At 35.0% G+C, this 14,252-nt stretch carries 11 protein-coding genes; 3 read left to right on the forward strand and 8 right to left on the reverse strand.

From position 1 onward, the window contains the following. Nucleotides 1-6 precede the first annotated feature (6 nt). Both QWY92_RS11915 and QWY92_RS11920 read right to left on the reverse strand, forming a co-directional pair. Entirely contained in the window at nucleotides 7-2,757 is a 2,751-nt protein-coding gene (locus QWY92_RS11915) for a TonB-dependent receptor (RefSeq protein WP_290271512.1), read from the reverse strand. Between the two features lie 47 nt (nucleotides 2,758-2,804). Further along, nucleotides 2,805-3,647, reverse strand: coding sequence for a GLPGLI family protein (locus QWY92_RS11920; protein WP_290271513.1), 843 nt, complete (start codon nucleotides 3,645-3,647; stop codon nucleotides 2,805-2,807). A gap of 204 nt (nucleotides 3,648-3,851) precedes the next feature. Between QWY92_RS11920 and QWY92_RS11925 the strand changes: the two genes are divergently transcribed. Together QWY92_RS11925 and QWY92_RS11930 are read left to right on the forward strand one after the other, a co-directional pair. After that, nucleotides 3,852-4,589, forward strand: coding sequence for a hypothetical protein (locus tag QWY92_RS11925; RefSeq protein WP_290271515.1), 738 nt, complete (start codon nucleotides 3,852-3,854; stop codon nucleotides 4,587-4,589). Nucleotides 4,590-4,593: 4 nt separating this feature from the next. Next, the gene (locus QWY92_RS11930; protein WP_290271517.1) at nucleotides 4,594-5,208 is read left to right on the forward strand and encodes a deoxynucleoside kinase; all 615 of its coding nucleotides are present in this window, start codon (nucleotides 4,594-4,596) and stop codon (nucleotides 5,206-5,208) included. A 128-nt stretch (nucleotides 5,209-5,336) separates the two neighbouring features. Here QWY92_RS11930 and QWY92_RS11935 read toward each other — a convergent pair whose 3' ends face one another. From QWY92_RS11935 to QWY92_RS11945, 3 genes are all read right to left on the reverse strand, one after another. Then, the gene (locus tag QWY92_RS11935; protein ID WP_290271519.1) at nucleotides 5,337-6,335 is read right to left on the reverse strand and encodes an App1 family protein phosphatidate phosphatase; all 999 of its coding nucleotides are present in this window, start codon (nucleotides 6,333-6,335) and stop codon (nucleotides 5,337-5,339) included. A gap of 72 nt (nucleotides 6,336-6,407) precedes the next feature. Next, nucleotides 6,408-8,816, reverse strand: a complete 2,409-nt coding sequence (locus QWY92_RS11940; protein WP_290271521.1) for a sodium-translocating pyrophosphatase — start codon at nucleotides 8,814-8,816, stop codon at nucleotides 6,408-6,410. 131 nt (nucleotides 8,817-8,947) lie between these two features. Then, nucleotides 8,948-9,478, reverse strand: a complete 531-nt coding sequence (locus QWY92_RS11945; RefSeq protein ID WP_290271523.1) for an inorganic diphosphatase — start codon at nucleotides 9,476-9,478, stop codon at nucleotides 8,948-8,950. A gap of 309 nt (nucleotides 9,479-9,787) precedes the next feature. On the opposite strand from QWY92_RS11945, the gene QWY92_RS11950 reads away from it, so the two are divergent. Next, the gene (locus QWY92_RS11950; protein ID WP_290271526.1) at nucleotides 9,788-12,013 is read left to right on the forward strand and encodes a M1 family metallopeptidase; all 2,226 of its coding nucleotides are present in this window, start codon (nucleotides 9,788-9,790) and stop codon (nucleotides 12,011-12,013) included. 71 nt (nucleotides 12,014-12,084) lie between these two features. Here QWY92_RS11950 and QWY92_RS11955 read toward each other — a convergent pair whose 3' ends face one another. From QWY92_RS11955 to QWY92_RS11965, 3 genes are read right to left on the reverse strand one after another with little or no spacing between them, the layout of a single operon-like run. Then, nucleotides 12,085-12,810, reverse strand: a complete 726-nt coding sequence (locus QWY92_RS11955) for a LytR/AlgR family response regulator transcription factor (protein ID WP_290271528.1) — start codon at nucleotides 12,808-12,810, stop codon at nucleotides 12,085-12,087. Nucleotides 12,811-12,821: 11 nt separating this feature from the next. After that, a complete protein-coding gene (locus QWY92_RS11960) occupies nucleotides 12,822-13,862 on the reverse strand; it encodes a sensor histidine kinase (RefSeq protein ID WP_290271530.1) in 1,041 nt (346 codons plus the stop codon). A gap of 4 nt (nucleotides 13,863-13,866) precedes the next feature. Next, a complete protein-coding gene (locus tag QWY92_RS11965; RefSeq protein ID WP_290271532.1) occupies nucleotides 13,867-14,211 on the reverse strand; it encodes a DUF4907 domain-containing protein in 345 nt (114 codons plus the stop codon). Between the last annotated feature and the right edge of the window lie 41 nt (nucleotides 14,212-14,252).

A 14,252-nucleotide genomic window follows, 5' to 3' on the forward strand; every position in this document is an offset into this window, starting at 1 on the left:
TTTTTTTTACAACTCGTAACGAATTCTAAAAGTTAAGAAGCGTGGTTGAATATAATATTCGGTTGCACTAACCGAAATATCGCCAACACTACTTTGGTTTTGAGACCTCGTATTAAGCAAGTTAGTCGCTTTTATTTCATATTCCCATTTGCTATCAGCATCTTTTTTATAGGCTAAAGAGGCGTCCCAAAATTCGTAAGAATTTATTGTTTTTTCTTCATCTGAAAAGTCATTATATGAATAATCGGTCTTAAAAGTGAAGCTTTTCAAGATTAAAGCATCAAATTCTATCGATGGCGCCTTGGTATAAAACTTGGTTCTTTGTGTTCCTTGGTCGTTATCTTGAATGCTATAACGGTATCCAATTTCAAAATTAGGAGCTTCTCTAAAGTTTGTTCGCAACTCCGTTCTATACGTTTGTGAATAATTTTCGTTTGTAAACGGCTCGTTATTTACTTCTTGATTAAATTTTGTATAACTCAAACTTCCGTTAACGGTAGCTCTAAATTTTCCCATGGTTTTTTGAAAACGCCCATTAGCACTGGCACTTTCGTCAGCCAAATCGGTATTGTATGGCGAACTTATTCGGATAACGCTTCCTGTTGGTAACTCTGATCTGGTTCTAATTCTATCTATAGTTTTACTGTAATTCAATCGAGCCGATACATTGGTATAATTAAACATATTGAAACTAAAATAAGACAGGTTTAAATTATGAGCTAAAGCACTTTGCAAATCCTGATCACCAGAAAACACAGAACCATAATTATTTAAAACTAAACCTCTAGCCAATTGATTAACGTCGGTAAAATTAGTTTGCATACTGTAATCAAAATTAATACGCTCACTCTTTTTCAACTGTAATTGTACGTTTAAATCTGGTAAAATTCTAAAGAAATTATCAGTATAACTCACATTAAACTGATCGTTTGTTGAGCTGTAAGCATGAGCAGAAAAACCAGGTGTAAATGTAAAAATCCCAGATTTTAAACGGTAATGCGCGCCCAAATACACATCAGAAAATGTATAAGCAATAGCATTGGCATCCAAACCATCGTTTATAATTGGTGTGGTTTCAATATCCGTTTCATCATCTAAAGTTTGAAAAATATTCGAATTAAAATCTTGTTTACTATATATGGTTCCAACGGTAAAATTAATATCACTTTTTTGGTTGAGAATATTCCAATAATCAACCTTCGCATCCATTTGATTCGACTTTACTCGTTTTTCTTGACTAATATCGTATGTAAGTTGATCTCTATCAAAACCTAAATCATTAGCCGTATCATCATAAGTATCTCTCGGATTATTAGGATCATCTAAATCATTATCATTATTGAATGGATCGTTTTCTAAAATAGCGTTGTAAAACGGATCCTCATCTTGAAATAAATGCTGTACTTCTAAAGCAAAAATATTTTTTTCGTTTAGCGTATAATAGTAGTTTAAATTCTGATTAATACTAAACGGTGTAGAACTTTCAAGCTCGCCAATATCGCCAACACGTGATGAAATAACGAACTGATCTTGAGATTCTTTCGAGGTACGCGCCATAACATCATAATCTAGCTGGTTATTGCCGTTAGGCTTATATTTTGCGCTAAACTTGAGCATGGCCATATCGCTACGTTGACGTGTATTGCTGTCTTTATTTTCGTCTCGAGAAGCATCGTTCAAGAACTGTACATCGCTAATCTCCTGTAAATCGGTACGGTTGCTTAACAAAATTGCAAAACCACTTAAATCTAAAGTCTCTTTAGGAGAATAACTAAAGTTTGCTGCACCAAACTTGGTGTTAATATTTTTCGCTCTGTTATTCTGAAGCGTTAAAAAACCAAGGTTATTACTTCCTAAATCAATATTGGTCCCGCTACTTCTACTTGGGCTTCTAAAACCGCCTGTAAAGTTGAAATAATCACGACGTGTAAACGCAATTTCTCCAATATTATTCAAATCTCCAATTACATTGATACTATATTCTGGACTGTAATAAAACAATTTGGGTTGTATTAGATAAAGCCCTTCATTATCCGAAGTACCACCACCAGCAGTAACATTTCCGAACCAAAAATTCTTTTTACCCTGTTTTAATTTAATATTGATAGCTATATTATCTTGGTTGTTGGTAACGCCACTTAACTGGCCCACTTCGGAAAAGTTTTTAAGCACCTCAACTTTATCAATGGCATTGGCTGGAATATTTTGAGTGGCCAATTTAGAATCGCCATCAAAAAACTCTTTCCCCTCTACCATCACTTTTCCAACCTTTACGCCTTCTACTTCTATTTCTCCATCATCATTCACTTCAACACCTGGTAGTTTATTTAAAACATCTCCCAATTTTCGTTCGGTTCCCGACTTAAAAGAATCCGCATTATATATAATAGTGTCACCTTTCATCACCACAGGCATTTCGTAAACCAATTCAACAGCATCTAAAGTATTATCGCTTACTAATGTAAAATCTTTAATAATTGCAGCGTCTGTAGTAGAAATATCTGCACTGGCCGATTTCATCCCAATATAACTCACCTGAATTTTATAGTTTGCATTTTTTTCAACAGACAACTTATAACGACCTTCAGGATTGGTAATACCAAAAGCATCTAATTTTTGGGTGTCTTGATTAATAGCTATAACATTTGCCAATTCTAAAGGCGAACCAATACTATCTTTTACAACACCTTCTAATTTAACTTGAGCAAAGGTTGAGCTAGCCGCAAAAAGCAGCGCAAAAATCAATAAATTTTTCACGGAATATATTTTGAGTTAATTAGGAAATAAAACAGAATTACTGAAGCTTAGCGTCTACCGCCACCTCCACGATTTCCTCCTGGACCACGAGAGGCACTCATTTCAGCCATTTTTTTCTTTACAATAGCATTATATTCTTCTTGCGTTACTTCTTTTCCTTTTGAAGGCGCTTTTATTTCATCCTTTTCCGAAGGATTTAAAACAATTTTAGAACATAAAATAGTTGTTCTATCAGAATTAATCTCTAAAATTAAACCTGGTAAACCCCAATAAGTATCAGGCCCTTGATTTACAGGAATCTGAGGCGTATACCATGCTGTTACTACAATTTCTTTAGGTTTCTCGTCTTTCTCTTCATCTTTATCATCCGAAGGTCTTCTTCCTAAATTACCGAAATCGAAACCATCCATTGTTTTTACAGCCGTTGCTTTAAAGCATGTGTATTGCCCAATAGTTTTGGTTTCCGAACCTAGCTCCCATTTCAAATCTTTTAAACTATCTTTAATTAGAAATTGCTTACCAAAAAGTTCTTGTTCCTGTAAAAGCTCTTTATCTCTTACATTTTTATATTGATCTCCACCAGTAAAATTCATGGCTCCAAAACGAAAACCACGTCCGCTACTTGGTGCTTCCAAACGTTCTTCTTCCTTATAAAACGATTCCGATTGGTTAAACGTTAGAATAAACGTTTTCTCCAACATGCTTTTCATACGTGTTGCAATCTCTTTTTTACGTTCCTCACTTAATTGTCCGCCACCAAAATTATCCATATTCACGGTAGTTTTAGATTCGTAGTAAGCCTTTCCTTGAAAATCTTTTTGAGCAAAAGACACCACACTTACTAATATTAAAAATGCCGTTATTACTGGTTTTAAAGTTGTAAAATTCATTATAAATATAGTTTTGTTTTTGTTACTAAAATTAATATTTAATTTTAGATTAGACTCCTATAACAAAACATAGTTTAATGCTTAAATGTTAAAGTAATCTTAAAATCGATATTTCAATTAAATCTTAAAAAGTGGCTCATTTTTTGTATTTTTCACCTCGGAATGAAACGCGCCAAATACATCTTTTTTTTACTATCCTTTTCAATGTTCGCTCAAGAAACCATTGAAACTACACTTATTAAAGATACCAAACTCGACGCCGAAACTCTGGTTGACGCAAACTATTTCGGATCCTCATTTTACATTAACAACAACATTTTCTACAAAACAACCGAGGATAAATCAATAAATTACAACAACTTACAACTTGGCACACTTACAAGTGCTAATACTTTTAATCCATTAAAAATAAATTTATTTTACAAAGATTTTAATACCGCTATTATTCTTGATAATCGGTTATCCGAAATTTTTAGAATCGATTTCAATGCGATTAAAAATTATAAAAATGTGTCACATATTTCCACAGGACATGATAACACCCTCTGGATTTTCAATCAAGACAGCCAACAACTAGAGCTTTTCGACTATAAAACGAACACCTCTCGAGCACAAGCCCAACCTGTGCAAAGTGCTGTTTTAGATCTAAAAAGCAACTATAATTACTGCTGGCTACTCACCAAGAATTACCTATACACCTATAATTATTTTGGCAGTTTAATAAAAAAAACGCCCAACGATAGCTATATGGAACTGGCTGCCAGTAATGAAAATTTAATCCTAAAAAAAGACAATGCGCTGTTTTACCTAAGCAAAACCGCAACGCAACCTGTACGTATTAACCTACCAAATTTATTAATAAATCAGTTTTTTGTAACCAATGAAACCTTGTATATTTACAGTCACAAAATCTTACAAGAATTCCTCTTAAAAATAAATTAACATTATGCACATTGCTATTGCCGGAAATATAGGCGCGGGAAAAACAACCCTTACAAAACTATTAGCCAAACACTATAACTGGGAAGAGCAGCTAGAGGACGTGGTAGATAATCCTTATTTAGACGATTTTTACAACCAAATGGAACGTTGGAGTTTTAACCTGCAAGTCTATTTTTTAAACAGTCGTTTTCGTCAAGTTTTACAAATTCGCCAAAGCGGAAAAGACATAATACAAGACCGTACTATTTATGAGGATGCTCATATTTTTGCACCTAACCTTCATGCTATGGGATTGATGACGAATCGTGATTTTGAAAATTACACCTCACTTTTCGAACTTATGGAATCGCTAGTAAAAGGTCCAGATGTTTTAATTTATTTGCGTAGCACGATTCCGAATTTAGTATCGCAAATCCATAAACGTGGCCGCGATTACGAAAACTCAATAAGCATCGATTATTTAAGTCGTCTAAACGAACGTTACGAGGCTTGGATTCACGGTTACACCAAAGGAAAACTACTCATTATAGACGTTGATCACTTAAACTTCGTTGATAATCCTGAAGATTTAGGTTTTGTAATAAACACTATTGATGCCGAAATAAACGGATTGTTTTAAAATATATTTTTCCGCCCTAACCTCCTGATAAGAACAAGGTGGTTGGGGTTTATTTATTAATTTCTAGTTTAAATTAAAAACGCAAAAGCTCACCCACCTCAACAGACTCAATAGCGACAGCTATACTTTTACACGACATATCCAAACTTACGCGCATGCTCAATAGCTTGCTTGCTACTTTCCACCAACAATACAGGTGTGGTTTTATAATTATCAAACAACCCTAAAACTCGAATCATTTTCTTTTTGTGTTTTACACTTCGTAAATAAATCGCTAAAATTCTATCCGGAAAAACTTCTGCGATTTCCATATAGATATCAGGATCATGTTCACCACAATCTCCAATTAAAATAAACTTTAAATCGGGATACGCTTTTAATAGGTTAACAATTTCTTTTTGTTTTTCAGGTTTTTCATCCTTAGGTTTTTTACCAAAAAAGCTTGGGAACTTTCGTAAAATAATCGGCCCTTCTGGAAACTCATTTTGTTTCAAAAAACAAACCAAATACCGATACAGGTTCCACGGACTATGACTGACATAAAAAATTGAATTTCTAGCCTTCCCCGATTTCCCTACCTGTAACAACTTGTAGAATTCAGCAGCACCTTCCAAAGGCAATCGTTTTTTAGCCGATTTAAAAAAGGTATTAAATAGAACGCGCCATTTTAAAAGAGACACAATTCCGGTGTGCAAAATAGTATCATCAATATCGCTAATAACTCCAAACTCTGTTTTTTCAGAAGGTATAAGCATACTTCCAAAGAAGCGATTTTCATTTTGAACCACTCGTTCTTCTGCTAAATCTTTAAACGAAAATTCAAACTTCACCCACCCCGCTTCATCTTGATAGCGACTTATATCTTCAACCGTTTCATCTAATAAAAAATAGCCTCTATTGTCCGTTTTTGTATAAAACAACTTGTCATCCCCTAATTTTATGCAGAGTTCCGTGTGTCTTATTTTATCGGTCTCAAAACGTTTCCAGGTATTAATTAAGAGATTAAACGGACTTTTTTCTTCCAAATCAATATTTTCATCCTCGATAGCGCGACCACGCAAATACACACGATTGCTCGTGCCATAAGTTTGAAACGTAATAATTTGAAGTGGGTCTTTTTTAAACATCAACAGGTTTTAAATGCGAAAAACCACGTATACACGTGGTTTTTCAAAATTACTAAAAAAAAGAAGGTTCCTTTAATTCACAGCTTCTTTTTCAATACTATTTATATCTTTTTTAATTTCAACCTGTATATCACTACCATCTTCATTTAAAGCCGCTAAACTCGCTTGAACTTCAGCTTGTGAACCTACGATGTTTTCATAACTTGTACTAGACACACCGTTTTCAGTGGTTACGGTTTTTACAATGGCTTTCACTGTACCATCGTCATTATTATGCATTTCAACTTTTACCTCTTTTAAAACTTCAACTAGAGGTTTCGCTTCTACGGTATTGGTATAAGCGGAAACTTCATCGGCATTCATAGCGATACTTGGTGCAATCACTAAAGCAACAACCGACATTAATTTTAATAAAATATTTAATGATGGCCCTGAAGTATCTTTAAACGGATCTCCAACCGTATCTCCAACAACAGCTGCTTTATGTGCTTCTGTTCCTTTCTTCCCCTGTTCCTCAATCGTTTTTTTAGCGTTATCCCAAGCACCTCCAGCATTCGACTGAAAAATAGCCATAAGCACACCACAAGTTGTTACACCAGCCAACAGGCCTCCTAACATTTCGGCTCCTCCAACAAAACCAACAGCCACGGGTACTGCAATAGCTAATAACCCAGGAAACACCATTTCTTTAATAGATGCTTTAGTTGAAATATCAACACATTTGTCATACTCAGCATAACCATCGGCCGCATCAAAAATAGCGCGATCTTCTTTGGAGGCTTTCGTCATGTCCGAATCGTATTTACGCATGACTACCAAGGCCGCTTTCAATTCAGGAATATCTCTAAATTGGCGACGCACCTCTTCAATCATAGCCATAGCTGCTCGTCCAACAGCATTCATAGATAAGGCTGAAAACACAAAAGGCAACATACCACCAACTAATAAACCTGCCATAATTTTAGGCTGAGACACATCGATAGCGGTTACGTTTGCCGTTTTCATAAAAGCAGCAAATAAAGCCAAAGCTGTTAATGCCGCAGAAGCAATGGCAAATCCTTTTCCAACTGCTGCAGTGGTATTTCCAACAGCATCTAATTTATCGGTACGTTCGCGAACTTCACTGGGTAATTCTGCCATTTCAGCAATACCACCTGCGTTATCGCAAATAGGCCCGTAAGCATCTACCGCTAACTGGATACCTGTATTGGCTAACATGCCCACGGCAGCAATTGCAATTCCATACAAGCCTGCAAAATGGTGCGAAACAATAATAGCTGCTGCAATTAAAAGGATAGGAATAGCTGTAGACATCATGCCAACACCTAGGCCTGCAATAATGTTTGTTGCTGCACCCGTTTCCGATTGTTCAACGATAGACATTACTGGTCTTTTACCTGTTGCTGTATAATATTCTGTAATTTTCCCAACCGCTAAACCCGCGACTAAACCGGCTATAGTGGCCCAAAACACACCCATGGCGCCAAAAGGTAATCCATCAACCGATTCTGGTATTAAAGCATTAATTATAAAATAAGATACTACAACCATTAAACCTGCAGAACCAAATTCTCCAATATTTAATGCCGTTTGTGGATTTCCTCCATCTTTCACTTTTACAAAAAAGGTTCCTAAAATGGACATGATAATACCAACAGCACCAAGCACTAAAGGTAAATATACAGCTCCTAAACCGTCAAATTGAGGCGTTAAAATAAAAGCACCTAACACCATGGTTCCAATAATAGAGCCTACATAAGATTCGAACAAATCGGCTCCCATACCGGCAACATCCCCTACGTTATCACCAACATTATCGGCAATAGTGGCTGGATTCAATGGATGATCTTCTGGAATACCAGCCTCCACTTTACCTACTAAATCGGCACCAACATCGGCAGCTTTGGTATAAATACCACCACCCACACGTGCAAATAATGCTATGGAAGAAGCGCCTAATGAAAATCCGGAAAGCACATTTAACACCATGGCTAAATTTTCTGCTCCAGGCCATAAGTTTTGATAGATCATAAATAAGCCACTTAAGCCTAAAATACCCAAACCTACAACACCAAGCCCCATTACAGCACCTCCAGCAAAGGCCACCTCTAAGGCACGACCTAACGATGTTCTAGCAGCTTGTGTGGTTCTCACGTTTGCTCTCGTAGCCACTTTCATCCCAATAAATCCGGCTAAAGCAGAACATATAGCACCTATAATAAAGGAAACAGCAACCATACCGCTCGACCCGACTTCAGAATTGCCTTTAAAAAATAATAAGACAGCCACTGCCACCACAAAAATGGCCAATATTTTGTACTCGGCCTTTAAGAAAGACATAGCACCATCGGCAATATTTTTGGCAATACGAACCATTTTTTCGTCGCCCTGATCTTGCTTCGTTACCCAGGCACTTTTAATGAACACAAAAGCCAGTGCCCCAATGCCAAAAAGCGGCAAACATTTAATTAATAATTCCATAGTAGTTAGTTGGTTTTTAAATTAGTAATTGTATAAACGAAGCTAAAAATAGGAAAATATAATTGATAAAAAAAGCCGGCTTTAATTAAAGACGGCTCATTCATATTGCGTTATTTTTAAGAATACACTAATTATATTGTAAAAGTGCGTTTTTTCTTGTGTTCGCTATTTTCATAACGTTCCACACATTCATGATAAATTTTAATGGCTTGAGCAGCATCACCCCAACCACCTGTATCAACTTTTTTCTTTTCTAAATCTTTATATACTTGAAAGAAATGTTCGATTTCTTTTAAACGATGTGGGTTTAAATCTGCTATATCCATTTTGTTACTCCAAATAGGATCTGATACGGGTACACAAATAATTTTTTCATCTGGTCCTTTTTCATCTGTCATATAAAATACACCAATTGGGCGCACTTCCATAACAACCATTGGGAATGTTGGCTGATGTCCTAAAACTAAAACATCCAATGGATCTTTATCTAAAGCGAGAGTTTCTGGAATAAATCCGTAATCTCCAGGATACATCATTGAAGAAAACAACATACGGTCGAAACGTATTTTGTGTAATGTAAAATCGTATTCGTATTTATTTCTACTTCCTTTAGGAATTTCGATTAAAACATCAAAAGTTAAAGCTTCATCTTTTTCACTCATATTAAATTTATTTTATATTTCTTCCGAAGAAAAAATCTTATTACTAATTCTGCCTACAAATGTACTGAACACGATAGCAGTAAACAAGATAAAAAAGCCTGTTTTGATTGAAAACTAAAAGCTTATTATTAATTTCACCCAAGCTTATTTCATAATTAAAAGCTAAACACTTACAATATGTGGCATTTTTTCAGAAAAATCATATATCAATTTCAATAATTCCTACATTAATAATACCCAACCGATAAATACTTCCTCATATTTAGTATATTGTCTTTTTTATAAAAAATAATCATTAACCCTTCTATAATGAAACAGATTCTCCCGCTATTATTTTCAGTTTTATACTTCCTAAATATTAACGCGCAAACCCAACCTTGGCAAGGTAAATTTGAACCAATCGACAACTTAATAGCTGCACCAAATACATATAGAGCAGCCAGTGGCGCACCAGGAAGTCAATATTGGCAACAACGCGCCAACTATAAAATAAAAGCCACTTTAGACGAAAAAACCAATACGCTTTTCGGAGATGAAACTATAGAATACTTCAATAATTCACCCGATGCTTTAACCTATTTATGGATTCAATTAGAACAAAATGTAAATAAAAAAGGAAATGAAGATTTTGGAAGCATTAACAATGATGTTAAAGATTTTATGACCACAAGGCAAATGCAGTTTCTAACGCGCGCCATTGATTTTCCTGCTGGATATTCTATAAAATACGTTAAAGATTCACAAGACGCCAACCTAAAAACCATGGTTAACAACACCATGATGAAGGTGAAATTAAACAAAACTTTACAGCCTGGAGAAAGCATGAGTTTTTCTATTGGTTGGTCTTACCCAATTACAGATAGAAGTCTGTTTTTACTCTCGCGAGAAGGTTATGAGTATTTCCCAGAAGACGACAATACAGCTTATTTAATAGCACATTGGTTTCCAAGAATGGCGGTTTATAGCGATACTGAAGGTTGGCAAAACCAACAATTTCAAAAATTAGGTGAGTTTGCTTTAGAATTTGGCGATTACGACGTTGAAATCACAGTACCTGCAGATCATGTTATTGCGGCTACCGGTCTACTAAGCAACAGCAAAGATGTACTTACAAAAGAACAATTAAAACGCATGGACAAGGCAAAAACTTCTTTTGATAAACCCGTAATGATTATCACACAAAGTGAAGCCCAAGCGAATGAAAAAACAAAATCAACCAAGCAAAAAACATGGCATTTTAAAGCCGAAAACGTACGTGATTTCGCCTTTGCATCTTCTCGAAAATTTTTATGGGATGCCCAAGCTGTAAAATTACCAACACATACCGTTATGGCGATGTCGCTATACCCAAAAGAAGGCTTACCGGTATGGCAAGAAGCCTCAACAACAGCAATTCGTCATGCTTTGGAAGTGTATTCGGAAGCTACTTTTGACTATCCTTACCCTGTAGCGATTTCAGTTAACACCTCTAATATTGGGATGGAATTTCCAATGATTAGTTTTAATGGTGGCCGCCCAATTAACGGAAAAATAAGTCCGAGCGCCAAGGCTAGCATGATTGGTACCATTATACACGAAGTTGGACACAACTGGTTCCCTATGATTGTAAGTTCCGACGAACGCAAATGGATGTGGATGGACGAAGGCCTAAACACTTTTTTACACCACCGCACCTTAGCCGAACGTTACCCGGATTACGGCAGCGTAACACCCAAAAAAATTGTACCATTTATGAAGGGTGACACCAATATTTTACGTCCGATAATGACCACTACCGACAGTGAGTTGTTTAATCAATTTGGGGCTAATTTCTACATAAAACCAACAGTAGGCTTGCAAATGTTGCGTCACTCGATTATAGGAAAAGAACTTTTCGATGAAGCATTTAAAGAGTATGCTAACCGTTGGAAATACAAACACCCTAACCCGGCCGATTTATTTAGAACCCTAGAAGATGCTACAGCAACCGATTTAGATTGGTTTTTCCGTGGATGGTTTTTCACTACCGATCATGTAGACTTAGAATTAAGCAATGTAAAATGGTTTAAAGTTTATGACGAAAACAGCACCAAAGAAGACCAAAATACAACTACAGAAGCTACAATGAATCCTAATTTACCGAACAATGAAATGGTAGAAACAGATTTTTCTAACGGACCAGAAATGATTAATATGATTGCTACACCAGTCAAAGATTACCGTCAGTTTTTATCTCGATTAGACGAACCTGCAGTTCGTAAAGCGCTTTCAGGAAAAAACATTTATGAAGTGAACGTGAAAAATATTGGTGGTTTAGTTATGCCCGTAATTATTGAATGGCTGTTTGATGATGGCTCGTCGGAAATAGACCGTATTCCTGCTGAAATTTGGAGACGAAATGCTTACGAAATTAAAAAGACCTTCATTAAAGAAAAACGTGTAGTTAAAGTGAATTTAGACCCTAATTTTGAATTAGCAGACACGGATATGAACAATAATAGTTTCCCGAAAACTGAAACGAAATCTGATTTTGATCGCTTTAAAGATGGTAAGTAAAATGCAATAAACAAAATTTATGAAACCTCGTAAAGTTTAGATTGCTACGGAAATAAAATTCATAATCATTATTATACTCCTAGACGTTTCATAACCGTTTCTTTATAGGTTTCGCCCACGGGTATACGAATATCTTGAACCAGAATTTTAGCTTTCTGAATGGCTTTGATATGCTGAATATTCACGATGTACGACTTATGAACTCTAATAAATTTAGACGCAGGAAGCTTTTCTAATATATCCTTAAAACTCGATAAGGTTAATACAGGTTTAGGCGTATCGGACAAATAAATTTTAATATAATCTTTAAGACCTTGGATATAAACAATGGTATCGATATTGATTTTTATGTTCTCGTATTCCGATTTTACAAAAATAAAATTATCAACGTTTGTAATGCCTGAATTATCAATTATCGGAGTATTTACAACGACTTTATTTTCCAACTCATATTTTTCCTTCGCCCTAGAAATAGCTTTCAAAAAGCGGTGAAACGGAATGGGTTTTACCAAATAATCGGTAGCGTTTAAATTAAAACCATCTAAAGCATATTCAGGATAAGCCGTTGTAAAAATAAACTGCGGCATATTATCGATAGTTTTCACTAAATCGATTCCTGTTAAGTTTGGCATTTCAATATCTAAAAACACCAAATCGACTTGATGCTTATTTAAAAGAATAATAGCCTCTAACGGATTGGTACATTTCGCCACAATCTCGATACCGCCTACTTGCTGCACATACGATTCTACAACATCAATCGCTAAAGGCTCATCGTCTATAATTACACATTTCATCTTTTAAAGTTTTAAGCCAATTTTAAGGTTAGGTTTACAACAAAATCGTTTTCAACCTCGGTAACGGTTAACCAATGCGTTTCTGGATATAGTAATTTTAGACGCTCTCGGGTGTTTTGCAATCCAATACCCGAACTCGTTTTATCGCTTTTACGCGAGCCGATTAAATTAACACATGTAAATTGAAGTTCGTCTTCTTTAACATAAATTTCTATTTTTATTTTGGTTCTCCCTTTAAAATCGGTTCCATATTTAAAGGCATTTTCAATAAAAGAAATCAATAATAAAGGTCGTATTTTTTGATGATTTATGGCTCCGTGAATATTTAAAGTAACATGTTCGTTATTGGCAATACGTAAGCGTTGTAATTTCAAATAATTTTGAACATAATCGAGTTCGTTATTCAATAACACGAAATCCTGATTGGTTTGATACAGCATATAACGCAACAATTCCGATAAGGTAATCACGGCCTCCGGAGCATCGTTAGATTTTTTTGTGGTGAGCGAATAAATACTATTTAATGAATTGAATAAGAAATGTGGACTAATTTGATTTTTCAGAAAATGTAACTCTGATAGTGATTTTTGAGCTTCTATTTGTTTTTTAGTAATCTCGTTTCTGTTCCATTCTGTATAAATTCGAATACCAGAACCAATGGCTAATATTAAGATGCCATTAATGATAATCATGAATTCTTTGATACCCGTAAAAAAACGTCCATGCCCAGGTCTTCTTTCAAAAAACATAGTACCTTTATTTATCATGGGTTGTAATTCTCTAAACAAAAAAACAATAAGACCTATAAAAACAACGCCACATAACACGTATAAACCTGTTTTCTTTTTAAGTAATAACTTAGGTACTAGGTATAAATAGTTAAGGTAGAAAAGTATAATATTGGTAACAAACAAAAATAAATTACTAACGGAAATAACATCTTGCCCCGGCCTAACCTGAATTAAGTGCACAAAAACAAAAATGGTCCATACAGAAAAGTGCAACACAAATTGCTTTCTATATTTATCCCCTAAAAAAGTAGATATGCTCATGATATTAATTATTTACACATTGTAAATCTACGTTTAGTTGTTTTAAGTTTTCCATAGTAACTTTTGGGTTTTCTTTGTTTAGTATTTTATTAGCAACAAAACGACCCACTTTCTCGGCATCTTCCTCGGTACAAAATGTTTTATTTAATTGAACCGCTGGAATATAATCTTGCTTAATAAGTAATTTTGATTGACTTTTTATTTGATATCCAAAGCCATTACCAACTTTAAAAACCTCAACTTGATAAGTCTGTAATGTCTTGAAATCTGTAATATTATAGACTACAAAAGCTGTAATAACCACAAAAATTACTACAAAACCAAGAATCCCTTTTCTTTTAATCATCATTTATTATTTTTTAACCACAAAAAAAGGTTCAAAGCGATTGC

It is taken from the genome of Algibacter miyuki, assembly GCF_030409805.1.
In the GTDB taxonomy this organism is placed as follows: domain Bacteria; phylum Bacteroidota; class Bacteroidia; order Flavobacteriales; family Flavobacteriaceae; genus Algibacter; species Algibacter miyuki.